The organism is Methylobacterium sp. WL6, assembly GCF_008040095.1.
Taxonomy (GTDB): Bacteria; Pseudomonadota; Alphaproteobacteria; order Rhizobiales; family Beijerinckiaceae; genus Methylobacterium.
Genome location: NZ_VRVH01000017.1, coordinates 18301 through 42969, shown reverse-complemented (window position 1 = coordinate 42969; position 24669 = coordinate 18301). Strand labels below are relative to the sequence as shown.

Annotated in this window: 20 protein-coding genes; 7 read left to right on the top strand and 13 right to left on the bottom strand. The window is 72.0% G+C overall.

Annotated elements, in window-relative coordinates; translation table 11 throughout:
- A partial coding sequence (senB, locus tag FV230_RS04680) for a selenoneine biosynthesis selenosugar synthase SenB (protein ID WP_147841455.1) occupies window positions 1–964 on the bottom strand: 964 nt, incomplete at its 3' end.
- Between the two features lie 27 nt (window positions 965–991).
- Between senB and senA the strand changes: the two genes are divergently transcribed.
- Together senA and FV230_RS31185 are read left to right on the top strand one after the other, a co-directional pair.
- A complete protein-coding gene (gene senA, locus FV230_RS04675; RefSeq protein WP_147841454.1) occupies window positions 992–2281 on the top strand; it encodes a selenoneine synthase SenA in 1290 nt (429 codons plus the stop codon).
- Window positions 2282–2591: 310 nt separating this feature from the next.
- Window positions 2592–4985 (top strand): EAL domain-containing protein, encoded by a 2394-nt coding sequence (locus FV230_RS31185; protein WP_147841453.1) that lies wholly within the window; start codon window positions 2592–2594, stop codon window positions 4983–4985.
- 37 nt (window positions 4986–5022) lie between these two features.
- Here FV230_RS31185 and ubiB read toward each other — a convergent pair whose 3' ends face one another.
- Together ubiB and ubiE are read right to left on the bottom strand one after the other, a co-directional pair.
- On the bottom strand, window positions 5023–6579 hold the full coding sequence (ubiB, locus tag FV230_RS04665) for a 2-polyprenylphenol 6-hydroxylase (protein ID WP_147841452.1): 1557 nt from the start codon (window positions 6577–6579) through the stop codon (window positions 5023–5025).
- Window positions 6580–6604: 25 nt separating this feature from the next.
- Complete coding sequence (gene ubiE / locus FV230_RS04660) at window positions 6605–7399, bottom strand: bifunctional demethylmenaquinone methyltransferase/2-methoxy-6-polyprenyl-1,4-benzoquinol methylase UbiE (protein ID WP_147841457.1); 795 nt, start codon at window positions 7397–7399, stop codon at window positions 6605–6607.
- Window positions 7400–7605: 206 nt separating this feature from the next.
- Between ubiE and mutM the strand changes: the two genes are divergently transcribed.
- The 5 genes from mutM to gmk all read left to right on the top strand — a co-directional run bounded on the left by mutM (window position 7606) and on the right by gmk (window position 12132).
- The gene (gene mutM / locus FV230_RS04655) at window positions 7606–8532 is read left to right on the top strand and encodes a bifunctional DNA-formamidopyrimidine glycosylase/DNA-(apurinic or apyrimidinic site) lyase (RefSeq protein WP_147841451.1); all 927 of its coding nucleotides are present in this window, start codon (window positions 7606–7608) and stop codon (window positions 8530–8532) included.
- Window positions 8533–8705: 173 nt separating this feature from the next.
- Window positions 8706–10088, top strand: coding sequence for an endolytic transglycosylase MltG (gene mltG / locus FV230_RS04650; RefSeq protein ID WP_147841450.1), 1383 nt, complete (start codon window positions 8706–8708; stop codon window positions 10086–10088).
- 49 nt (window positions 10089–10137) lie between these two features.
- Window positions 10138–10488: a VOC family protein gene (locus FV230_RS04645; RefSeq protein ID WP_147841449.1), complete on the top strand. Its 351-nt coding sequence runs from the start codon at window positions 10138–10140 to the stop codon at window positions 10486–10488.
- A gap of 63 nt (window positions 10489–10551) precedes the next feature.
- A complete protein-coding gene (locus FV230_RS04640) occupies window positions 10552–11415 on the top strand; it encodes a YicC/YloC family endoribonuclease (RefSeq protein WP_244031353.1) in 864 nt (287 codons plus the stop codon).
- Window positions 11416–11460: 45 nt separating this feature from the next.
- Window positions 11461–12132 (top strand): guanylate kinase, encoded by a 672-nt coding sequence (gene gmk / locus FV230_RS04635; RefSeq protein ID WP_147728705.1) that lies wholly within the window; start codon window positions 11461–11463, stop codon window positions 12130–12132.
- Between the two features lie 13 nt (window positions 12133–12145).
- Here the strand turns inward: gmk and FV230_RS04630 are convergent, their stop codons facing one another.
- The 10 genes from FV230_RS04630 to ppsR form a co-directional block, all read right to left on the bottom strand.
- On the bottom strand, window positions 12146–12733 hold the full coding sequence (locus tag FV230_RS04630) for a biliverdin-producing heme oxygenase (RefSeq protein ID WP_147841447.1): 588 nt from the start codon (window positions 12731–12733) through the stop codon (window positions 12146–12148).
- Entirely contained in the window at window positions 12730–15339 is a 2610-nt protein-coding gene (locus tag FV230_RS04625) for a histidine kinase dimerization/phosphoacceptor domain -containing protein (RefSeq protein WP_147841446.1), read from the bottom strand. The genes FV230_RS04630 and FV230_RS04625 overlap by 4 nt, the downstream gene beginning before the upstream one ends.
- Window positions 15340–15454: 115 nt before the next feature.
- A complete protein-coding gene (locus FV230_RS04620; protein WP_147841445.1) occupies window positions 15455–16849 on the bottom strand; it encodes a dihydrolipoyl dehydrogenase in 1395 nt (464 codons plus the stop codon).
- A 123-nt stretch (window positions 16850–16972) separates the two neighbouring features.
- Window positions 16973–18562, bottom strand: a complete 1590-nt coding sequence (locus FV230_RS04615) for a c-type cytochrome (protein WP_147841444.1) — start codon at window positions 18560–18562, stop codon at window positions 16973–16975.
- Between the two features lie 42 nt (window positions 18563–18604).
- Window positions 18605–18961 (bottom strand): hypothetical protein, encoded by a 357-nt coding sequence (locus tag FV230_RS04610; protein WP_147728830.1) that lies wholly within the window; start codon window positions 18959–18961, stop codon window positions 18605–18607.
- Complete coding sequence (locus FV230_RS04605) at window positions 18961–19428, bottom strand: TspO/MBR family protein (RefSeq protein WP_147841456.1); 468 nt, start codon at window positions 19426–19428, stop codon at window positions 18961–18963. The genes FV230_RS04610 and FV230_RS04605 overlap by 1 nt, the downstream gene beginning before the upstream one ends.
- A gap of 11 nt (window positions 19429–19439) precedes the next feature.
- Window positions 19440–20624 carry a geranylgeranyl diphosphate reductase gene (locus FV230_RS04600; RefSeq protein ID WP_147841443.1) on the bottom strand — a complete coding sequence of 395 codons (1185 nt, stop codon included), beginning with the start codon at window positions 20622–20624 and terminating at the stop codon, window positions 19440–19442.
- 136 nt (window positions 20625–20760) lie between these two features.
- The gene (locus tag FV230_RS04595) at window positions 20761–22128 is read right to left on the bottom strand and encodes a BCD family MFS transporter (protein WP_147841442.1); all 1368 of its coding nucleotides are present in this window, start codon (window positions 22126–22128) and stop codon (window positions 20761–20763) included.
- Window positions 22128–23009: a chlorophyll synthase ChlG gene (chlG, locus tag FV230_RS04590; protein ID WP_147841441.1), complete on the bottom strand. Its 882-nt coding sequence runs from the start codon at window positions 23007–23009 to the stop codon at window positions 22128–22130. Before chlG ends, FV230_RS04595 begins: the two co-directional genes overlap by 1 nt.
- A 203-nt stretch (window positions 23010–23212) precedes the next feature.
- Complete coding sequence (ppsR, locus tag FV230_RS04585) at window positions 23213–24661, bottom strand: transcriptional regulator PpsR (RefSeq protein WP_147728497.1); 1449 nt, start codon at window positions 24659–24661, stop codon at window positions 23213–23215.
- Window positions 24662–24669: the final 8 nt, after the last annotated feature.

Sequence of the window (24669 nt, the reverse complement as noted above, 5' to 3'; positions counted from 1 at the left end):
TCCTCGCCGCGCCGGCCGCGCGCGCGACGAGGACGGCCCAGGCCTCCCGCTCGTGCGCCGGGTCGAACGCCGCCGCACGCGCCGCACCGTGCGCGCGCAGGCGCTCGAGGAAGGCCGGGTCCTGTTCCGCGCGCAGCATCAGGCGCGCGAGCGCAGCCTGGTCTCCGGCCGGGAAGTAGCCCGGGTGGTCGGCGCCGAGCAGGCCGACATTGCCCGGGATCTCGGAGGCCAGGATCGGCAGCCCGGCCGCGATCGCCTCGGAGATCACGTTGGCGCCGCCCTCGTTCAGCGAGCTCAGCACCATCAGCCGCGCGCGCCGCAGGAACCGCCGCACCCGCGCGCCGGAGACCTCGCCGCGCCAATCGTAGCGCGGGTTGATTTGCATCTCGGCCCGCGCGCGATCCGCCCACGCCGGGTCGGGCGCGCCGCCGAGATGGACGACGCGGATGCGGGAGGCGGGCGGCAGGGTGCGGGCGGCGAGCGCGGCGCGCAACGGGTCCTTCTCGGCGCGCAGGTGGCCGACGACGAGGATCTCGAAGGTGCGCGTCGTGGGCGGCAGGCGCTCCTCGCTCGCCGGCACCGACTGCACGATCACCGCGAGCTTGTCGCGGTAGGATTCCGGGATCGCGTCGGCGACGAGGTCGTGCAGGCCGACGAGCACGTCGGCGAGATCGAGCGAGCGCAGGGTGGTGCCGGGATCGGCGGCGAGATCGTGATTGATGTCGGTCCCGGTCAGCGCGACGACGAGGGGGCGCTCCGGGTATAAGCGCCGGTATCGCGCGATCGCCGGGGCGCTCTTCCAGGCGTGCAGCGCGATCATCAGGTCGCAGGGCGCGTCGGCGTAGGCGGTCGCCACGACGACGCGGTGGCCGAGCCGGCGCAGGATGCCGGCCCAGCGCAGGGCCGTCGTGCGGTTGCCGGCCCGCGAACGTTTCGGCGCCGGCGTGATCAGGATGATGTCCATGGGTCGATCGCTTATCGGATGGGTGCCATGACCGACGCCACACAACTCATCGCGATGCTGGAGGACAGCCGCGCCCGGACCCTCGAGCTGGTGGCCGGGCTCGATGCCGAGCGGCTGATCGGGCCGCGGCTCGACATCGTCAACCCGCTGCTGTGGGAGATCGGGCACCTCGCCTGGTTCCACGAGCACTTCATCCTGCGCGCCCTCGACGGGGCGGAACCCGCGATCGCGGATGCCGACGCGGTCTACAATTCCGCGGTGCTCGCCCACGACGATCGCTGGGTGCGCGCGCTGCCGCCGCTCGACGTCACGCTCGGCTACATGGGCCGCGTCCACGACGCGCTGGTCCGGCGCCTCGACGGCTCGCCGACCGCCGAGGAAGCCTACCGCTACCGGCTGACCACCTACCACGAGGACATGCACGGCGAGGCCTTCACCTATTCGCGCCAGACGCTCGGATACCCGGCGCCGTCCTTCGCCGCCTCGGCCGGTCTCGCCCCGGTCGCGGAGGGGCCGTGGCCGGGCGACGCGGCGATCCCCGGCGGCACCTTCCGGCTTGGCGCCGAGCCGGGCGAGGCGTTCGTGTTCGACAACGAGAAGTGGGCGCACCCGGTCGAGGTCGCGCCGTTCCGCATCGCGCGGGCGCCGGTGACCAACGCGGAGTTCGCCGCCTTCGTCGCCGCCGGCGGCTATCGCGAGCCGTCGTTCTGGGACGTGGAGGGATGGCGCTGGCGCTGCCGGAGCGGTGCGGAGCACCCCGCGCATTGGCAGCCGGACGGGGCGGGCTGGCGGGTCCGCCGCTTCGACGGCGTCTCCGACCTCGCCCCGCACCAGCCGGTGGTCCATGTCAGCTGGTACGAGGCCGCCGCCTACTGCGCCTTCGCCGGCCGCCGCCTGCCGACCGAGGCCGAATGGGAGGTCGCGGCCTCCACCGCCCCGACCTCGGGCGGGGCGATGGGGCAGGTGAAACGCCGCTATCCCTGGGGCGAGGCGGCACCGGATGCGACCCGCGCCAACCTCGACGGCGGCCGCCTCGGCTGCGTCGACGTGGCCGCCCACGAAGCGGGCGACAGCGCCTGGGGCTGCCGCCAGATGATCGGCAACGTCTGGGAATGGACCGCGAGCGACTTCCTGCCCTATCCGGGTTTCTCGCCCGATGCCTACCGCGAGTATTCCGAGCCCGCCTTCGGCACGCGGAAGGTGCTGCGCGGCGGTGCCTGGATCACCCGCGGGCGGATGGTCGACAACGCCTACCGCAACTTCTTCGGGCCGGATCGCCGCGACATCTTCGCGGGCTTTCGCACGGCGGCCGTGTAGGATCGTACTTCTCAGAAGTTGAATTACAACTTCTGACCTCACCCGATGGGTACTCGTTCCTTACACTGTAGATGACAGGAAGTGGAACGCCGCACGCGGAAACCGCGGGCAACGTCCTCGACTTGCGCCTCACGCACGAAATCTGAGCGGCAAGACATATTTAAGAAAATTATCGCACCCTGCTACTCGAACCGCCCCAAGGTCGCACCACGCAGCGTCGTCGTCTCGCAGGCTCGATCCGTTCGGGAGAGGCCGGAGGATCGGACCGCGCCGCCCGGGGCTCGGCCGAGGCGATTTCGGACTTGCGCGCATGTTGACCGTCCTCGGTTGCTTCACGGCCCGGCACGACCTCCGCCTCGTCGTCCTGGCGGGCGTGATCTGCGCGATCGCGGCGCTGACCGCGATCCGGCTTCTCCGCCACGCCGGCACCGCCAGCGGCCGCGCGCGATCGACCTGGCTCGTGGTCGCGGCGATCTCCAGCGGGTCGGGCATCTTCGCGACCCACTTCATCGCGATGCTGGCGTTCGAGCCGAGCATCCCGAGCGCCTACGATTCCGGGTTGACCGTCCTCTCGCTGGTCTTCGCGATCGGCCTCACCGGCCTGGGCCTGCGGATCGCCCTGTCCGAGACGCCGCGGGCGTCCTGGCTCGGGGGGGGCGTGGTCGGCTTCGGCATCGCCGCGATGCACTACACGGGCATGGCGGCCTTCGAGGTCACGGGACGTCTGCGCTGGGATCCGGCCTTCGTGTTCGCGTCGATCCTGATCGGTGAGTTCCTTTCCGCCGTCGCCGTCTCCATCGCCGTGCATGCCCGTTCGCTCACCTCCCTGTTCGGCAGCGCAGGCCTGCTCGCGCTGGCGATCGGCGCGCATCACGGGGTGGGCATGGCTGGGGTGACGATCACCGAGAACCCGCTGGCGACCCTGTCGCCCCAGGCGATGCCGCCGGGCTGGCTCGCCGGCGCCGTCGCGGTGGCCAGCCTCATCGTGTTCGTCCTCACGGCGACGGCCTACGCGCTCAGCCTTCGCGAGCAGCGTCGCGCGCGCGCGGAGATGGTGCGCATGCGCGGCCTCGCCAACGCGGCGGTCGAGGGTCTGATCGTCCTGGACCGGTGCCGGATCGTCACGGCCAACATCAGCTTCAGCCGGCTCGTCGGCCTCTCGCACGAAGCGATGACGGGCCTGTCGGTCACCGCCTTCCTCGACGAGCCCCGGACCTGGGATCGGCTCGCCTACGTCATCGGGCAGCCGGTCGAGCTGAGCCTGCGCGACGGCGCCGGCTCGGTCATCGAGGCGGAGGTGATCCTTCGGCGGATCGATTTCGTGGGCAAGCCGCATCATGCCCTGGCGGTCCGCGACATCCGGCAGCGCAAGCACGCCGAGCGGCACATCCGGTACCTCGCCCACCACGATGCCCTGACGGGCCTGCTCAACCGCTCCGCCTTCAATGCGCGCCTCGATCGCGCCGTGGGCGCGGCGGTCGAGACCGGCGTTCCGATCGCCGTGCTCTGCCTCGACCTCGACCGGTTCAAGGCGGTCAACGACCTGTTCGGCCATGCGGCCGGCGACGCGATGCTGAATCGGGTCGCCCGCCGCGTCACCGGGCTGCTCGGCCCCGACCAGATCCTGGCACGCCTCGGCGGCGACGAGTTCGCCATCCTCATGGCCGGACGGACCGGGCCGGACGCTGCCGAGCGCCTGGCGAAGTCCATTCTCGCGTCCCTCGCGGCGCAGGCCTCGGGCGGGCCCGCCGACGCGATCGTCGGGGTCAGCATCGGCATCGCCCTGTGCCCGCAGGACGCCGTGGAGCGCCAGGGCCTGATGGGCCATGCCGATACGGCGCTCTACCGCGCCAAGGCCGAGGGCCGGGGGACCTACCGCTTCTTCGAGCCGCAGATGGGCATCGCCGTGCGCGAGCGTCACGCCTTGGAACGCGACCTCGAACAGGCCCTGGCGCGCGGCGAGTTCCACCTCGTCTACCAGAAGCAGGTCACGGCCGCGGGCGGCGCCCTGCTCGGCTTCGAAGCCCTGCTGCGCTGGACCCATCCGACACGAGGGCTCGTCCCGCCCGACGTCTTCATCCCGGTGGCCGAGGAGCGCGGAACGATCTCGGCGATCGGGATGTGGGTGCTTCGCACCGCCTGTCGCGAGGCCGCGGCCTGGGCGTCGCCCCTGCGGGTGGCGGTGAACGTCTCGGCGGTCCAGGTCCACGATCCGGCCTTCGCCGCGCAGGTGCACGCGGTTCTGGTCGAGACCGGGCTGCCGGCCGCGCGGCTGGAGCTGGAGATCACCGAGACCGCGCTGATCCGCAACTTCGACCCTGCGGTGGCGACGCTGCGCCAGCTGCGGACGCTCGGCGTCGGCATCGCCATGGACGATTTCGGGACGGGCTACTCGTCGCTGGCCAACCTCCGGGCATTCCCCTTCGACCGGATCAAGATCGACCGGTCCTTCGTGCGCAACGTCGATACCAACGCCCAGACGGCGGCGATCGTGCGCGCCGTCCTCGGGCTCGGCTGCGGGCTCGGCCTGCCGGTGGTCGCCGAGGGCGTCGAGACCGTCGCGGAACTCGCGTTCCTGAGAGCGGCCGGGTGCGCCGAGGTGCAGGGCTACCTGTTCGGTCGCCCGGGCCCCGTCGACACGCACGGGATCGACCCCTGCGCAGCCGCCGTCGCGGATGCGCCGCGACAGGGTCGCGCCGCCTGACGGAACGCTCCAAAGCGGGCGGCTTCGCCGTCCCGGCCTATCGCAAGGCCGCCACCAGCACGCCCGCCGCGATCGCCCACAGGGCCAGCGTCTGCCACAGCGCGTTGCGGCGCTCGTTGCGGGCGATGCGCTCCAGGCGGCGTGCGTCGCCCGTGCCCGCCTCGTCGGCATGGACGATAAGGCGCCGGAGCCGCAGGGCGAGGTCCGGCACGTCGGCGACGATGTCGGTGAGGGTGCGCGCGGCGTGGGCCGCCCCTTCCAGGCGCCCGGCCGGGCCGAGGTTGCGGGTGATCCAGCTGCGGACCACCGGCTCGGCCGAGGTCCACATGTCGAGCTTGGGATCGAGGCTGCGGGCGACGCCTTCCACCACCACCATGGTCTTCTGCAGCATCACCAGCTCGGTGCGCGTGCTCATGTCGAACAGGGCGGTGATGTCGAACAGCAGCGTCAGCACCTTCGCCATCGAGATCTCGTCGGCGCGGCGCTGGTGGATCGGCTCGCCGATGGCGCGGATCGCCTGGGCGAAGTCGTCGACCGAGTGGTGCGCCGGCACGTAGCCCGCCTCGAAGTGGACCTGCGCCACGCGGCGGTAGTCGCGCATGATGAAGCCGAGCAGGATCTCGGCGAGGAACCGCCGTTCCTTGCGCCCGAGCCGGCCCATGATGCCGAAATCCACCGCGACGAGCTTGCCGGCGGCGTCCACGAACAGGTTCCCCTGGTGCATGTCGGCGTGGAAGAACCCGTCGCGGATCGCCTGGCGCAGGAAGCTCTGGATCACCGTGCGCCCGATCGCGTGCGGGTCGTGGCCGGCTTCCCGAAGCGCGGCGGCGCTGTGGAGGCGGGTGCCGTCGATCCATTCGCAGGTGAGCACGTCGCGGGCGATCAGCTCCCATTCGGGCCGCGGCACGCGAAAATCGTCGTCCTCCGCGGTGTTCTGCGCGAGCTCCGAGGCGGCGGCGGCCTCGAGCCGGAAGTCCATCTCCATGGTCACGGAGCGGGCCAGGATCTCGACCACGTCGCGCGGGCGCAGGCGCTCGGCTTGCGGAGACAGCACGTGGACGATGCGCGCGAGGAGGCGCATCACCTCCACGTCGCGCTGGAAGCGCTCGCGCACGCCCGGCCGCATGATCTTCACGGCGAGCGTGCGCTGGGTACCGTCGGCATCGTGGACCACCGCCTTGTGGACCTGCGCGATCGAGGCCGCGGCCACCGGCTCGCCGAAGGCGACGAACAGGGCGGAGATCGGCTTGCCGAAGGCGGCCTCGACCACCTTCACGGCCACCGCCTGCGGGAAGGGCGGCACCCGGTCCTGCAGCATCTCGAGGTCGCGGGCCGCGCTCATCCCGACGATGTCGGGGCGGGTGGCGAGGAACTGCCCGAACTTGACGTAGGACGGGCCGAGCCGGGTCAGGCCGGCCGAGAGCCGGGCCGCGCCGGTGCCGAGGCCCGGCCGCTCCAGCAACCGGACGATCCGCAGCCCGAGCCGCAGGTGCGGCGGCAGCTCGGAGGCGTCGACGAGCGCCAGCGCGCCCTCGCGCGCCAGCACGAAGCCGACATGGGCCCCGCGGAAGAGGTTGACCGCGGCGGCGATCATCGCGCCGCCCGGCGGCTCGGGTCGGTCACGAGACCTTCCAGCCGGAATGGATCGCGACGATGCCGCCCGAGAGCGGCCGGTGCGTGACGTGGCGGAAGCCGGCCTGCTCGATCATCCCGGCGAACAGCCCGGGGGAGGGGAACTTCCGGATCGATTGCACGAGGTAGCGGTAGGATTCCGCGTCGCCCGCGACCCGCGCGCCGAGCCGCGGGATCACGTGGAAGGAGTAGGCGTCGTAGATCTTGTCGAGCACCGGCAGGTCGACCTTGGAGAATTCCAGGCACAGGAAGCGGCCGCCGGGCTTCAGCACGCGGCGGGCCTCCTGCAGGGCCAGCTCGATCCGCGGCACGTTCCGGATGCCGAAGGCGATGGTGTAGGCGTCGAAGGTCGCGTCCGGCAGGGGTAAGGTCTCGGCGTTGCCGGTGACGAAGTCGATGCGCCCGTCGAAGCGCGCCCCGGCGCGCTCGGCGCCGACCCGCAGCATCGCCTCGTTGATGTCGAGCACGGTGACCGAGGCCTGCGGGCCGCCGGCCTCGAGGACGCGGAAGGCGACGTCGCCAGTGCCGCCGGCCACGTCGAGATGGCGGAACGGCCGCGTGCGCGACGGGCGCAGCATCGCGATGAGCTGCGCCTTCCAGGCCCGGTGCAGGCCGCCGGACATCAGGTCGTTCATCAGGTCGTAGCGCTTGGCGACCGAGCGGAACACGTCGTCGACGCGCGCCTGCTTCTCGGCCAGGGCCACGCGCTCGAAGCCGAAATCGGTCTCCTGCGCCCCCGTCGTGCCGTCCCGCGCGCCCGTCGTCTCGTCCGCCACCGTCATGAAGTCCTGCCCGTCTGCGCCCTCGCGCCTCATAGCGAAGCCGGACGCGATCCGCCATGCGTCGTAAGACGCGGTGGGGACGGCCGGCCGTGGGCGGCGAAGCCTCGCCCGTCGGCCGGGATTGCGGCGGCGGCGGCCCGGGCCGATACCCGGCCTCCACGATCCGCCTTCCACCATCCGATTTGCCGAGGGACGGCCACAGGACGATGCCCGAGCTTCCAGAGGTCGAGACGGTGCGGCGCGGCCTCGCGCCGGCGATGGTCGGGGCCACCTTCAGCCGCGTCACCCTGCGCCGGCCGAACCTGCGCTTCCCGTTCCCCGAGCGCTTCTGCGCGCGCCTGGAGGGGCGCCGGGTCACCGGCCTCGCGCGGCGGGCGAAGTACCTCACGGCCGGCCTCGATTCGGGCGAGACGCTGATCATGCATCTCGGCATGAGCGGCCGCTTCGACGTGGCGATGCCCGACGGCAGCAACACGTCGCCCGGCGACTTCTACCTCGACGGGGCGCTCGGCACGCCCAAGCATGACCACGTGGTGATGGCGATGGGGAACGGCGCCACCGTGACCTACAACGACGCCCGCCGCTTCGGCTTCATGGACCTCGTGCCCACCGACACGCTCGCCGCGTGCCGGCACTTCGCCGGCATGGGCATCGAGCCCCTGAGCGCGGATCTGACGGCCGAGATCATCGCGCGGCTCTTTCGCCACAAGATCACGCCGCTGAAGGCCGCGCTCCTCGACCAGCGCCTGATCGCGGGCCTGGGCAACATCTACGTCTGCGAGGCTCTGCACCGGGCCGGCCTCCACCCCGAGGCGGCCGCGGGCACGCTGGCCAAGGCCGACGGCGCGCCGACGCCGAAGGCCCGGCTGCTGGCCAGGGTGATCGGCGAGGTGCTCACCGAGGCGGTCGCCGCCGGCGGCTCGACCCTGCGCGACTACGCCCACACCGACGGCACGTCGGGCGCCTTCCAGCAGGCGTTCCGCGTCTACGACCGGGTCGGCGAGGCCTGCCGCACCAAGGGCTGCGGCGGGACCGTCGGCCGGATCGTGCAATCCGGCCGCTCGACCTTCTTCTGCGCGACCTGCCAGCCTTCTGGGACGCGGATCGCGCCGACGCCCCCGAAACCGCGCTGACCGGATCGGCCTGTCTGTCGACCAGCCGGGGCGCGTGCAGCGCGCAACGGCAATTTCGCCACAAACCGGCGTAGTTTCCGGTACCCTGCGGCGATCCTTCGTGATCGCCGCCCCGTCGCGCATGCGCGCCCGGCACCGCCCTCGTCGCCGGCGCGAGCCCGAGCAGGATCCCGATGTTCTTCCGTCGACGCCAGACGCACGTGCCGCCGCAGCCGCTCACCTTCGACGAGCCGGCCCAGCCGCAGCGCCTCTCCCCCCGCTCGCCGAACGAGGCGATCAAGCCGACCGCGGCCCCGCCGCCGCCCGAGCGGCCCGAGCGCCGCCGCGGCGGGCTCCTCGCCACCATCAGCGGGCTGCTCACCTTCGCGGTGGTGATCGCCATCGCCGTGATGCTCGGGCTGACGCTGTTCCAGCGGCAGGTGCAGGAGCCCGGCCCGCTCGCCGCCGACAAGGTGGTCGTGATCCCGTCCCGCAGCGGCACCGGCGAGATCGCCGAGATCCTGAAGCGCGAGGGCGTGATCGACCATGTCGGGCTGTTCGAGTTCGCCGCCCGCTTCGGCGGGCGCCCGCCGCTGAAGGCCGGCGAGTACACCTTCAAGGCCCATGCCAGCATCAGCGATGCGATCGACACCGTGACCACGGGCCGGCAGGTCCAGCACGCGATCACCTTCCCCGAGGGGCTCACCTCCGAGCAGATCGTGATGCGCCTCAACGAGAACGACGTGCTCACCGGCGAGGTCGGCGAGATCCCGCCCGAGGGCTCGCTGCTGCCCGACACCTACAAGTTCGAGCGCGGCGCGAGCCGCCAGCAGATCGTCAACCTGATGCGCGAGAAGCAGCGCAAGGTCCTCAACGACATCTGGCTGCGCCGCAGCGCCGACGTGCCGGTGCGGACGCCGGCCGAGATGGTGACGCTGGCCTCGATCGTCGAGAAGGAGACCGGGCGCGCCGACGAGCGGCCGCGGGTGGCCGGCGTGTTCGTCAACCGCCTGAACAAGCGGATGAAGCTGCAATCGGACCCGACCATCGTCTACGGGCTGGTCGGCGGGCGCGGCACCCTCGGGCGCGGCATCCAGCGCTCCGAGATCGACCGGGCGACGCCCTACAACACCTACGTGATCGAGGGCCTGCCGCCCGGCCCGATCGCCAATCCCGGCCGCGCCGCCCTGGAGGCGGTCGCCAATCCGTCGCGGACCAAGGACCTGTTCTTCGTCGCCGACGGCACCGGCGGGCACGCCTTCGCCGAGAGCCTCGACGGCCACCAGAAGAACGTCGCGCGCTGGCGCCAAGTCGAGAAGGCCCGCCTGGCTACGACGCCGGATGCCGCCGGCGTCGACAAGGCCGAGCCGGCCGCCGATCCCGCCGCGGTGCCGAACCGGGCCTCGGCCTTCGCCCCGCCGACGAGCGCCTACGCGCTGGACGGGGCGACCGTCGGGGCGGGCGGGCCGCGGCCGAAGGCCTTCGACGCCTCGGAGGGCACCAAGCTCGATCCGTTGAAGAACAGGACCTACGACCTCGGCTCGCCCAAGACCGTGCCGGTGCTGAAGCAACCGTGATCGTCCCCGGCGCTGCGGCGCCGCTCGCACGCGCCATCAGGACGAGCCGATGCACCTGAACCACGTCAACCTCGGCGTCACCGAGGTCCTGGCCACGGTCGCGATGTTCGAGACCTATTTCGGGCTGCGCCGCACCGCGATGCCGGTGAACGACAAGATGGCCTTCCTCGCCGACGACGGCGGCGGCATCCTCAGCCTGTTCCGCGTGAAGGATGCGACCTACCCCAAGATCTTCCACATCGGCTTCATCCAGGAGCGGGTGGAGCAGGTCCACGCGATCCACGCACGGCTGACCGAAGGCGGCTTCGCCCCGGAGACCCCGCGCGAGGAGCACGGGCGGGTGACGTTCTATTTCCAGGCGCCGGGCGGGTTCACGGTGGAGGTCAACGCCTTCGTGTAGGCGTCCCGCACGACGAAACCTTGGCGCCGCAACGCAGGGCATCGCAAGACCATGATCGCGAGCATGACCGGGTTCGCCCGGGCCGCCGGCACCACCGGGCCGGTGCAGTGGGCCTGGGAGGTCCGCAGCGTCAACGGCCGTGGGCTCGACGTGCGGCTTCGGGTGCCGAACGGATACGATTCCGTCGGCGAGGTCGCGCGCACCGCCCTGCAGAAGACGCTCGCCCGCGGCCAGTGCCAGCTCTCGCTCAACCTGACGAAGCCGGAGAGCAAGGCGCGGGTGCGGATCGACGAGGCGTTGCTGGCGCGGCTCGCCGAGGCCGTCGCCCGCGTGCCGGTGCCGGAGGGGATCGCGCCCGCGACGATGGACGGGCTGCTGTCGATCCGCGGCGTCGTCGAGGCCGAGGACGAGGCCGCCACCGAGCCGGACGCGCTGGCGCGCGACCTCGCGGAGGGCGTCGTGCGACTGGTGGCCGACCTCGTCGAGGCGCGCCGCGCCGAGGGCCGGGCGCTTGCGGAGATCGTCGCGGCGCAGGTCGCGCGGATGGGCGTGCTGACGCAGGCCGCGGAGGATTGCCCGGCGCGCAAGCCCGAGGCGATCCGCGCCCGTCTCGCGGCCTCCGTCGCGGGCCTGCTGGACGCCGGCGGCCTCGATCCCGAGCGCCTGCATCAGGAGGCGGTGATGATGGCGGCCAAGGCCGATGTCCGCGAGGAGCTCGACCGCCTGCGCGCCCACCTCGAAGCGGTGTCCGAGCTCCTGGCGGCGGGCGGCGCGATCGGGCGGCGCCTCGATTTCCTGGCCCAGGAGCTCGGGCGCGAGGCCAACACCCTGTGCGCCAAGGCCAACGACGTGGCGCTGTCGCGAATCGGACTCGACTTGAAGGCCGTGGTGGAGCAATTCCGCGAGCAGGTTCAGAACGTCGAGTAGCGGGACTGAGGCGATGGGCGCGCGAGACACGGCCGGGGCACGCGGATGACGGACGCCCCCTCCCCATCGGTCTCGGACTCGATCGCCCGCCGCGGGCTGATCCTGATCCTGTCCTCGCCGTCGGGCGCCGGCAAGACCACCCTGACGCGCGCCATCGCCGATGACGGCGGCTGGGGTCTCGACCTGTCGATCTCGGTGACGACCCGCGCCCGGCGCCCGTCCGAGATCGCCGGGCGCCACTACCATTTCATCGCGCGCGAGGCCTTCGACGACCTGCGCAGCCGCGACGACCTGCTCGAATGGGCCGAGGTCCACGGAAACTTCTACGGCACGCCGCGCCGCCCGGTGGAGAAGGTGCTCAGCGCCGGCCGGGACATGATCTTCGACATCGACTACCAGGGCACCCGCCAGGTCCGCTCCAAGCTCGCCGACGACGTGGTGACGGTGTTCATCCTGCCGCCGAGCCTGGAGGAGCTGCGCCACCGCCTGGAGCGCCGCGCCGAGGACAGCCCGGAGACCATCGAGAAGCGCCTCGCCAACGCCCGCGTCGAGATCCAGCGCTGGAGCGAGTACGACTACGTCATCGTCAACGACGACCTGCAGAACGCCTTCGACGCCCTGCGCGGCATCCTGGCCGCCGAGCGCCTCAAGCGCACGCGGCGGATCGGCCTCGAAGCCTTCGTCGACGGGCTGCTCGGGCGGGATCGCGAGGGCTGAGGCGGCCTGCGCCTCAGCCGGCCCCGCACGCGGCGGACGAATCCGGCGCGCACAGCCAGATCCGAAGCGCGTCGAACGTCGCGGTGCCGGTCGCCAGGGCGGCCGCCTCCGCCTCCGGATCGCCCGACAGGCGATCGAGCCGCGCGCGGAAGGCGTTCCACATCACGCCGGTCTGCCGGCCATGGGCGCGGTAATAGGCGAGGCCCGCCTGCGTCAGCCCGTGCACCGCGCCGATGTGCCGGCCGATGACCTGGCCGCCGAGCGTGGAGCCTTCGAGCACGTAGAGCGCCCCCATCGCCGCGGCCTCGTCCGCGAACGTCACGGCCGAGGGCCGGGGCAGGGTGGCGATCTCGGCGTCCGGCATCCCGAGATGGGCGAGGTCCGCCGCCAGCGCGGCGAAGCGCCGGCGCGGGCCCCAGAACGCCTCGTCGGCGAGCGCAAGCCCGATCGCCGGCTCGTAGGCCGCATGGAATCCATGGAAGCGGGCGAGCAGGGCGCGATACCCGGGCAGCGTCGCGACGCGCGCCCGCCAGTCGAGCGCGTCCTCGAGACCCTGATGCGACGAGGCGGTGGCGGCGCGCAGCCGCTGGTGCAGGCTCACGCCGTGATCGTGAAGCAGGCGCCGGGCGCGTTGTCGACGTCGAGACGGGCGTTGATCTGGTCGAGCATCGCCCGGATCAGCTTCATCCCGAGCCCGACGCCGGTGCCGTTGGCGCGGGGCTTGGTCTCCGACCAGCCCTCGGGCAGGCCCTCGCCGTCGTCGCAGACGCGCAGCCGCACGCTGCCGGGGCCGTGGCCCGAGACGGTGACCGCCACGCGGCCGACGCCCTCGGGCTTGGCGGCGTACTTGAAGGCGTTGGTGACGAGCTCGGTGGCGATCAGCGAGAGCGCCACCGCCTTGCGGTAGGGCACCATCAGGCCGGGCTCGGCGGTGAGGTCGACGGCATGGCCGCCGCCCGCCATGCCGGCGAGGTCGGTGCAAAGCGCCTCGATGGTCTGGCCGAGGTCGACCTCCTCGACGTTCTCCGCCTGATACAGGCTGTCGTGGACGCGGGCGACGCTCATCACCCGGGCGGAGGTGTCGGCGAAGGCCTGCCGGGCAGCCGGATCGGAGACCTGACGCCGCTGCATCTGCAGGAAGGCCGAGACGATCTGCAACGAGTTCTTCACCCGGTGGTCGATCTCGCGGGTCAGGAGATCCTTCTGGGCGAGCAGGCGCTCCTTCTCGGCGAGGAGGCCGGTGAGCTCGTCGATCTTGCGGCGCTGGCGCAGGACGACGCCCTCCACCGCGTGGGCGAGGGAGCCGGCCAGCGACACCTGCCAGTCGGCCCAGGGGCTGGCGAAGCCCGTGCGCTCCTCGACCCAGCGCTCGAACGAGCGCCGCGGCAGCACCGCGACGGGCCCGTTGCCGGCGAGCACCGGTTTCCGCGGATCGCCGCTCCACGTCACCGTGCTCGACACCTCCGGGCGGAACCAGAGCAGCAGGTTCTCGCGGGATTCGTCGACGAACGCGGCGAGCACGCCGCTCGCGATCTCGCGGTGCGGGGCGGCGGCGGGACACTGTGCGGAGAAGTTGGCGCTGGCATAGGTGGTCTCGCCCGGCGCCAGGATCTCCTTCAGCCAGTCGCCGATCGCGCGGACGGCCTCGTCCGGGGGCGTCGTGCCGATCAGGGTCGCGCGCGCGCCGGAGACGATCGCCGCGCCGGTCGACCCGAACAGGTCGAGGAGGGTGGTCGAGCCGCCGGTCAGCGCCGCGACGAAGTCGTCCGACCGGGTCAGGCCGCGGACCAGGCGTCCTTCGGTGTCGAGATGGGCCTTGCGCTCGGTCCAGAGCCGGCGCGCCTCGATCTCCTGCACGCGCATGGCGAAGGCGTCGGTGAGCACGGTCGCGGCGGCGCGGGTCTCGGGCGCGACGTAGTGCGGGTGGCGGTGATGGCCGATCATCAGGCCCCACAGCCGCCCCTCGACCATGATCGAGATCGACATCGAGCCGTTCACGCCGAGGTTGCGCTGGTACTCCAGGTGGATCGGCGAGAGCGTGCGGTGCTGCGCGAAGGTGAGGTCGATCGGGCCGTTGCCGGCCGCCGGCGCCGCGACCAGGGGCACGGGCACCGAATCGCGATCGATCACGAAGCGGCTCTTGGCCTTGGTGTAGAGCGCGCGCGCCTGGGCCGGGATGTCCGAGGCCGGGAACCGCAGCCCGAGCAGGGCGCGCGACCAATCCGGCACCTTGTCCTCGGCGATCGCCTCGCCGTTCCAGTCCGCGTCGAAGCGGTAGACCAGCACGCACTCGAAGCCGGTGAGCGCCCGGACCTCGAGCGCGGCGATGCGGGCGGCCCCGCTCAGCGTCTCGGCGGCCCGGAGGCGGGTGACGGCGAGTTCCGAATCGGTCTGGGTCGCGACCCGGAAGTCCTCGGGATGCTCAGGCTCGAGCTCCAGCTCGACGATGACCCGGCCGGAATGGGCGTGGACGATGGCGTAGTAGCTGGCATGGTCGTCGCCCGCGAGCTTGAGCGTGCGGCGGATCGAGCGCCCGTCGTCGAGGGTAGCGCTGGCGAGGCGCTGGCGGATCGTCTCGACGAAGGCGGTCGGCAGGACTTCGGCCAGGGGCAGGCCGGCGATCCGCTCCGGCGCGCGGCTGAGCACGTCGCGGACGTTGGTGCTGTGGGCCAGGATCTCGAGCGTGCCGGCATCGGCCGCTAGCATCACCGCGTTCGGCTGGATCGAGCCCGGGATGTGGATCGGCTCGCGCTCGCAGAGCTGGGGATCGACCGGCTCGGCCCGGACGCGGCGGCCGATGGCGGCCATCACCGCCTCGCGCGACTGGCCCGCGCCGAGGGTCTCCACCGGGGTGATCGTGAGCCAGGTGACACCTTTGCCGCTCCGCATCCGCACGCGGGCGCGCAGGGGCTGCGGCATGCGCCCGAACACGAAGTCGAAGCTCTCGTCGAGGTGCCCGCGGCGGGTGCCCGCGAGGAAGCGGCCGAAGAACCCGGGGACGTTGGTGCTCGGCACCACCTCGCGGAAGTAGTTGCGGCCGATCACGGCGGCGCTGGCGAGGCCCGAGAGCGCGCTCGCCCCCTCGCTGAACGACACGATCGTCCCGGCGGCGTCGAGCCCGATCACCCCGATATCGAGGCCATCGCGCTCTTCCGCCGTCAGGGCGTCGAGGTCGATCGCATTGCCCGCGGCAACGATCGTGGACATCAGGAATGGGACCGCGTCATCTGCGGCCCGGTATGACCCGTGGGACGGGCGGGCGCAATGGTATCCGCGATGCGGCAAGATGAAGGATCGGTCACGACCGTCCGGCGTCCGGCGATCATCCCTTCAGCGGTTGTATAAGATCGGACAATGCGCTCGCAAGTCCCTCTTCGACGGTGGGATGGTAGATCGGCCGCACCAGAAGGTCGTCGACGGTCCGTCCGTCGCCGATCGCGTGCGCCACGAGATGGGCGAGGTGCTCGCAGGACGGCCCGAGCATCTCGCCGCCGAGCAGGCGCCCGTCCCGGTCCGCCCAGAGCCGGATGCCGCCCCGGTTGACGCCCTCGACCCGCGCCCGGCCCTGGTCGTCGAACGACATCCCGCCGACCACGCGCCCGTCGCCCGCCTCGGGATCGAACGGCGCACCGATGCTCGCCGCCTGCGGGTGGGTGAACACCATGGCGAGCGCCGGCCAGGGCTCCGGCGCCGCGAGGGCTCGGCCCGCGACGAGGGCCGCCGCGTTCCGCCCCGCGATCCCGCCCTGGCGGCTCGCCTCGTGCAGGACCGGTCGCACCGCGTTGGCGTCGCCCGCGATCAACACGGGCGCTCCCGCACAGAGCAGGGTCCGGGCGTCGAAGGCCGGCATGCCATTCTCGTCGAGACGAAGCCCGGCCTGCGCGAGGTCGAGGCCCCGGACGTTGGGCGGGCGGCCGGCGGCTGCGAGCACCCGGGCGAAGGTGCCGGTGCGACGGGCGCCGTCGGCCTCCGCCCAGGTCAGCTGCGCCCCGCCGTCGACGGGCTCGGCCGAGACGAGTTCGGACCCGAGATGCAAGGCCATCTCGTCGGAGAAGATCGCGGCCGCGTCCTTCCGAAGGCCGGGCTCGCTCAGGCCGGCCAGGCCCGACCCGGTGTCGAAGAGGTCGACGCGCACGCCGAGGCGCGCCATCGCCTGGGCGATCTCGATGCCGACGGGCCCTCCGCCGATCACCGCCAGCGACGCCGGAAGGTCGGGAAGCTCGAACACGGTGTCGGTGGTCAGGACGGCGTCGCCCAGCTGCGCGAGCGGCTTCGGGATGCTCGGGCTCGATCCCGTAGCGATCACCGCCGCCTGAAACGCGACGCGGCGGTCGTCGCCGAGCGCGAGCGTCCGGGCGTCGAGGAACCGCGCCTCGCCGGCGAGCCGCTTGGCCGACGGGATCGCGTCGAGCCCGTCGCGCACCCCGGCGACGAAGCGGTCGCGCTCGGCCCGCACACGCGCCATCACCGCGGGGCCGTCGATCGATACGCCCGACACCGCGACGCCGAACAGGCTGGCGCGGCGCGCGTCGTGGGCCGCCGCCGCGGCCGCGACGAGCAGCTTCGAAGGCATGCAGCCGACGCGTGCGCAGGTGGTGCCGCCGGGGCCGCGCTCGATCAGCACGGCGTCGGCGCCCGCCGCCTCGGCGGCACGGAACGCGGCGATCCCCGCCGTGCCGGCCCCGATGACGGCGACGTCACAGGTCTGATGCGTCATGGTTTTGAAAAGACCGGGATTGCGGAATCGAGCGACACCGCGACATCCCCTCGTCGGCGCGGCCGGCCAACGCGCCAATCGCGCGCTGGTTCGTCAGGCCGCCCGCGACCGGTTGCCCGTGGCTCAGTTCGGCTTCGGCATCGCCGGAGCCGGCATCGTGCTGGCCTGCCGCTCGGGGTGCTTGAGCTGGCTGTAGACGAGGTTGCTGAAGCTGCCGATCGTCGCGTGCCAGGGCAGCTTCACGTCGTCGGTCTCCGGCTTGGCGGCCTTGCAGAATGCCGTGGTCAGGCCGTTGACGATGTCGTCGTCCCGTCCTGCAGGGAGCGCCGACTTGATCTTCGGCAGGAGCGCATCGATGCGCGGGATGAAGTCCTCCTGCTTGAGGCCCTTCAGCTGTTCCGCGGCACCGGCGTCGGCCACGGCCTTGGCCACGTCCGGCTGCTCGATCTCGGCGCAGGGCGCATTGCCGGCGAGCATGGTGCTCGTCGCCTTGCGCGCGTCGGCGGCGACGCCGGACTTCAGGACGGGAGCGCTGTTGCCCCAGGAGTTGCGGATGTAGTCGGTGACGTCGGCGACCTGCTGGTCGGTCATGCCCTGGCCGATCGCGGTCATCGGCGCGTAGCCGCTCTGCGCGCCGAGCCCGCCGTAGATCACGCGCAGCACTGTCTCCGGGCCGGCCGACTGGACCGAGGTGTTGCCGGCGAGCGCCGGGATCGCACCCTCGACGCCCTTGCCGTCGGGCTGGTGGCAGGACGAGCAGTAGCTGAGGTAGACGCCCGCGCCCGGCGCGCCGGTGGTGTCGTAGGCCTGCAGGTCCTTGGACTTGTAGGTCTGCTTGGCCTGGTAGGTCCGGAGATACGCGACCATGGCCTTGAGGTCGGCGTCCGTCATCTTCGAAAGCGATTCCTCGATGGTCTGGCGCATCGGGCCGGCGGCGACGCCGGGCTTGTCGCCCGGGGCGGTGCCGGTCTTGAGGTAGGTCACCACCTGCTCCTCGGTCCAGGCGCCGATGCCCTGGTGGCCGTCGGGGGTGATGTTCGGGGCGTACCAGCCGTCGATCACGCCACCGCCGAGCTTGCCCGCGAGGCTGCTGTTGCCGACAATCTTATTCTCGTTGTGGCACATGCCGCAGTGGCCGAGCCCCTCGACGAGGTAGCCGCCGCGGTTGACCTCGGCGGTGGCGTTCGGATCGGGCTTCCACTCGCCCGGCGTGAAGAAGGCGGTGCGCCAGGTGATCAGGGCGGTGCGGATGTTGAACGGGAACGGGATCTCGCTGTCCTTGCGCGGCTCCTTCACCGGCTCGAGCGAGCGCAGGTAGGCCCAGATCGCCTTGACGTCGTCGGTCGTCACCTTGGTGTACCAGGCGAAGGGGAAGGCCGGGTAGAGGTAGTGCCCCTCGTTGTCGATGCCCTCGTGCATCGCCTTGACGAAGTCCGCTTCCGTCCACTTGCCGAGGCCGGTCTCGTCGTCGGGCGTCAGGTTGGGGGTGCGGATCTTTCCGATCGGCGTGTTGAGGACGTAGTTGCCGGCCAGCCGCTTGCCGCTCGGGCCGGTATGGCAGGCGACGCAATCGCCGGCGGTGACGAGATACTCGCCGCGCTTCACCAGATCCTGGCTCGCGCCCCCGGCAGCCTCCTGCGCGAAGGCCGCGATCGGCAGGCTGGAACCCAGCAGAAAACCGGAGGTCGCGGCCAGAGCGAGGAAGCCACGCATGATGCCTAATCTCCGGTTGTGGCAGGTAAGAAGCATAATAATTCAGCTTCGCGGCCGCGCGTTGAACGCGGCCGCCGCGTCGGAAGTTCCTGGCACGCCAGGGGCGCCGGTGCGACCAAGCGTCAGGCCGGCCGGGTTGCGCAGGCGCGGCACGAGGTCCCCGAGATGGGCGCCGAGCGAGACCAGCATCCAGCCGGCGACGACCGGCCAGGGCGACTGGACCAGGGCCGCACGCACGGCCAGCATCAGCGCCGCCCCGGAGACGAGGTTGCACAGGAGCGGCACCGGCGCCGGCCCGCGCCCCGTCCGCCGCCGGAACGCGAGCAGCATCGCGGCCTCGGCGGCGACGAGCACGAGGATCGCGTCGACGATCCGGCCGGTTGCGAACCACTCCGCCATCACGCGGCTCCGAACGGGTCGTTGAGCCGCACGATGGCGCGGTTGAGGAACCCGGCGATCGTCACCCAGAGGAGGTAGGGCGCCAGCAGCACCGCCGCGACGCCCGAGACCGGCAGCGTGACGGCGATCAGCGCCGCCACCGAGAGCCAGAGCAGGACGAGCTCGAAGAACGCCCAGTCCGGCCGCTCGGCGCGGAAGAACAGCGCGCTCCAGGCGATGTTGAGCACGGCATTCACGGCGTAGGCCGCGAGCAGCACGACGCGCTGCGGCTCGTCGGCCTCGCTCCAGGCGATCACGGCGGAGACGACGCAGAGCGCGAAGATCGTCGCCCAGACCGGGCCGAACGCCCAGTCCGGCGGCTTCCAGGCCGGGTTGCGCAGGGCGCGGTACCACGGGCCGGTGGTGGTCAGCACGCCGCCAGCCAGGGCCACCACGAGCGCGGACAGGGTGGCGATCGCCGCCGGCATCCAGACCTCGCTCAAGGCGAGACCCAGCGGAACAGGTGCGCCATGTCCTTGAAGAAGATCTTTACGTGCGCCATCGGCTTCTTCCGCACCAGCTCCTTGTTCATGTAGCTTTCCCAGGTGAGCTGCTGCACGTCCTTGTCGCGGCAGATCGAGACGAAGCGCTCGCGCAGGGCGTCGTTGCGGTACCAGACCGACTGCATGATCCGCAGGATCAGGAACACCCGCCCGTGCAGCTTCATGAAGCGACGGCGGGCCTGGGCGAGGGCGCGGGCATCGCCCGTCCTGAGGAACGCGTCGGCCGCGTCGGCGGCGAGCCGGCCGCCGAGCATCGCGTAGTAGATGCCCTCGCCGGATGCGGGGGCGACGATGCCGGCGGCATCCCCCGTGAGCAGGACGTCGCGGCCGTTGTCCCACTTCCTCAGCGGCTTGAGCGGCAGGGGCGCACCCTCGCGGCGGACCGTCTCGCCCGCCGCCAGCCCCGTCGACTCGCGCAGGTTGCGGATCGCGGTGCGCAGCGAGAAGCCCTTCCGCGCCGAGCCGGTGCCGATGCTGATCGTCTCGCCGTGCGGGAAGATCCAGGCGTAGAAATCGGGCGAGTGCTTGCCCTGGTAGAACACGTCGCAGCGCGTGGCCGCGTAGGCTCCGCTGCCGTCGGCCGGCGGCCGGACGATCTCGTGGTAGGCGAAGACCTGGCGCATCCCGGCATGGCCCGGGATCTCGGCCCGGCCGACCGGGGACGAGGCCCCGTCGGCACCGATCACCAGCTTGGTCCGCACCGTGCGCGCCGCGTCGCCGACGCGGTAATGCACCGTGGTGCCGGCACCGTCGCGGACGATGCGTTCGTAGGTGCCGGGGCGGTGGTCGGCGCCGGCGAGCGAGGCCCGGTCGCGCAACCACGGATCGAAATGCTCGCGGTCGACCATGCCGACGAAGCCGTCGCCGACCGGCATGTCGACGGCCGTGTCGGAGGGCGCGATCATCCGCGCGAGCTTGATGCGGGCGACGATCTGCGCGTCGGGGATGGCGAAATCGCGGATCGCCCGCGGGGGGATCGCGCCGCCGCAGGGCTTGATCCGCCCCGGCTTGTCGAGGAGCAGCACGCTGCGGCCCATCCGCGCCAGGTCGGTCGCCGCCGTCGCGCCGGCGGGACCGCCGCCGACCACGACGCAATCGAAGAATTCGGGGGCTTCGGACATGCTGTGCTCCCTGGCGTTGGTTTCGGCGGCCGGCGCTTGGAGCGTCTTCCCAGATCGCCGGATCAAAAAAACGCTCTCTCGTCGTCGGGTCGGATGTCCTTCACGCGAGCCGGCATCCACCTCGCCTGAAGACGCCCTAGAACCGCGGCTCGAACCGGAGATCGAGCGCCGCCCGGCGTTGCGCGCGCGGCACGCGGGTGGCGCCCGCATGCTCGATCCGCAGCGCGATCAGGGTGGCGAGCACGAACAGCAGCGCCTCCGCCAGGAAGACGGTGGCGTAGGCGTGGACGGCTTCCGGGGTGACGAGGCGGGCGAGGTCGACCGCGACGGTGCCGAGGAAGCCGCCGGCGCCGAAGGCCACGCCCTGCGCCGCGCCCCACACGCCCATGCGCGTGCCGCGCTCGGCCTCGCCGCCGGCGCCCGCGAGCCCCATCATCGAGCCGATCGCGGCGACCGCGAAGACGCCGTTGAATAGGCCGAGGCCGAAGACCACGGCGCGCAAGGGAAACTCCGGCCCGACGAGGCCGCCGGCCGCGATCCCGACGAGCATCGCGCCGGAGCCGGCGCAGCCCAAGGCTGTCCAGAGCTTGAGCGAGCCGAGCCAGGGACCGCCGACGCCCATCGTCAGCCCGGCGACCAGCAGCATCCCGGCGAGTACGCCGCCGTGCTGGAGGCCGGCGAGCTTGGTGGTGGTGCCCGGCGTCATCGCGAAAACGAGGCCGGCGAACGGCTCGAGGATCAGCTCCTGGGCGCTGTAGGCCAGCATCGCCACGAAGATGAACACGGTGAAGCGGCGCGAGGCCGGCTCGGACCAGACCTTGGTGAGCACCGCCCGGAACGGCGCCTTCGCAGAGCCGGCGGTCTCCGATCGCACCGGCGCGACGGTTGGCTCGACCCCGCGCACGGCCAGGCACGCGAGGACGAACGCCGCGAGCGAGACGGTGCCGGAGACCGCGACCAGGCGCGCGCCGGAGAACGGATCGAGGAAGTGCCCGGCCAGCGGCGCCGTGACGGCGAAGCCGGCGATCATCATCACCCAGACTATGGTGGCGGCGGCACCCCGGCGCCGATCCTCGACGCCGGTAGCGAGCAGGACGAGGAGCGAGGTTCCCGCCGCGCCCGCGCCGATGCCGACGGAGAAGAAGGCGAGGATCGCGAGCGAAAGGCCGGCGGGGAGGTTCGTCTCGGCGAGCGCCGTCGCCGCCGCGGCGAGGAAGCCGCCGAGCGCCAGAGCGGCCATGCCGCCGACGATCCACGGCGTGCGGCGGCCGCCGACATCCGAGCCGTAGCCCCAGCGCGGGCGCAGCACCTGCACCGCGTAGTGCAAGGCGACCAGCGCGCCCGGGACGATGGCGGGCAGCGCCAGCTCCACCACCATCACCCGGTTGATGGTCGAGGTCATCAGCACGACGACGGAGCCCAGCGCGGTCTGGACGAGGCCGAGACGGACGATCTGCGCCCCAGAGAACGAAGATGTGAATGACGATGAGGCGGGCGCGGCCATCACGGGGCTCCCACGAGCGGGCGGAGCGCGAAGGCGGAAACCAGCATGCCGAGCACGTAGAGGGTGGTGCCGGTGCCGTTGTACCAGGCGGCCTTCGCCCGCGGCGCGGCGAGCAGCCGGCGCATCAGCGCGATCTGCCCGACGAGCAGCAGCGCGACGATCGCAGCGTGCCACCCCCGGCTCCAGCCGTAGAGGAACGCGATGACGGCCACCTGCGGCACGGTCATCACGAGGCAGGCGAAGCGGGCGGCCCCGGGGATGCCGAGCTGGACCGGCAGCGAGCGGATGCCGGTGAGGGTGTCGCCCTCCACCGACTTGAAGTCGTTCAAGGTCATGATCCCGTGGGCACCGATCGAGTACAGCGCCGCGACGATCAGGACGCGGCGGTCGGGCACGGTGGCGGCCATCACGGCGGCGCCGGTGAACCACGGCAGCCCCTCGTAGCAGATCGCCACGGCGGAATTGCCCCACCAGCCGTTATTCTTCAGGCGCATCGGCGGCGCGCTGTAGAGCCACGCCAGGACGAGGCCGAAGATCGCCGCGCCGAGGATCCAGGGCCCGAGCGCGGCGGCCACGAGGAGCGAAAGCCCGGTCCAGGCCCCGGCGACGTAGAGCCCCCAGCGGCCGGGCATGCGGCCGGACGGGATCGGGCGGTTCGGCTCGTTGATCGCGTCGACGTGGCGATCGTACCAGTCGTTGACTGCTTGGCTGGTGGCGCAGACCAGCGGCCCGGCGAGCACGACGCCGGCCATGATCACCGGCCATTGCCCGTGGGTGGATTGCCCCGACGAGACCACGCCGCAGGCGAAGGCCCACATCGGCGCGAACCACGTGATCGGCTTGAGCAGTTCGACGAGTGCGCTGGGAGCCGGTGTCGCCATGGTGCGAGGCTAGGATCTCGCCCTACGAAGTGTCAAGTAGAGATGACACGACAGATGATCGAAAACTTGGACACATGAAGGTAGGAGTAGTGCCAAGCTGAAACCAAGCGGGCGAGGTCGAACGCCGACGGACGGTCCATTCACGATCGTTCCGGCGGCGGACGTCGCGATTCGCGGGTGGAGGCAGGCCGAGCGGATCGCGCTCAGGCGTCGGGATAGTCGGGCCCGTCGAGATCGCCGATGCCGTAGCGGCGCAACTTGGCGTAGAGGCCCTGGCGACTGAGCCCGAGCATCTCGGCGGCCGAGGCCCGGTTGTCGCGCGTGATCCGCAGCGCCGCCTCGATGCAGAGACGCTCGATCAGGTCGGTGGTCTCGCGCACGAGGTTCTTCATCGAGACGCGGCCGACCAGCTCGGTCATCTGCTCGACCGAGCGCGGCAGCTCGTGCCCGCCCGACACCGCCGTCGCCACGGCACGGCGCGGCGTGCCGCGAATGGTGAAGCCGAGGCAGGGCGGGCGGGCGTTCGGCACGGCGACGGCGGCGATCTCGACCTCCTCGACGGATCCCAGAAGGCCGCGCAGGCCAGTCGCGAAGTGGCGGACCGAGCCGTGCTCGGCCAGCGTCGCGAACAGGGTCGCGGCCTCGGTCTCCTCGCGGCCGATCCAGCGGTCGATCAGCTCGCCGCGCGCCTGCTCCACGGTCGCGACCTGGGCGAGGTCGAGGAAGGCCCCGTTGGCGGTGAGGATCCGCCGCGACAGGTCGGTGACGACGAACCCTTCGGGAATGCCCTCGATGACGTCGAGGAGCGGGCCGCGCCGCTCGGGCGACGCGGCGTCGCCGATCGCGGAATCGCTCAGCCGCAGCAGCGCGCTCGCCGAGCTGCCCTGCCGGAACAGCGATGCCGAGATCCGCGCCTGCCCGCGGCTTCCGGCGAGCCGGGTCTCGAGATCCTCGGCCTTGCCGGTGGCGCGCAGGCCGGAGAACAGCAGCTCGATCTCGCGCCCGCTCGCCGCCTCGAACAGCTCGACCACGTCCAGCCCGAGGATCCGCTTCTCGGTGCGCCCGAGGAGCCGGACCGCGGCGGGGTTGACCTCGGTGACCCGGCGCGTGGCCGCGTCGACCACGAGCACCGGCTCGCTGCCGAGCTGGAACAGCATGCGGTAGCGGGTCTCGGCGCCGCGCAGGCGGAGATAGTCGCGCTCCAGCGCCTGCTGCGTCTCGACGAGCTTGCGCTGGAGCGAGGCCATGGCGAGCAGGTTGCGGCCGATCGCGATGATCGAGCCGTCCGTGCCGAGGCGCATCGCAGCGTAGCGGATCGGCAGGTCGTCGCCGGAGACGGACGGGTGGTTGACCTGCCGCCAGCGCGTCACCCCGTCCGGCGCGGCGTCGCGCAGCAGCGCGTCGATCTTCGGGCGGCTCTCGACGGTGACAGTGTCGATCCAGCGCCGCCCGAGCCACGTGTCGCAGCCCTGGCCCGCGAGGTCCGGGGCGGCGAAGGCCGCGTCGCGGATGATGCCGTCGGCATCCACCACCAGGGACAGGTCAGTCGCGGCCGCGACGAGAAGGCCCGCCGCCTCTCCCCCGAGGGCCGACAGGGTCTTGCTCAGGGCTGCGGAGGGGTTCTGCGCAGCGTGGGTGGCCAAGCTGGTCAAGTCTCACC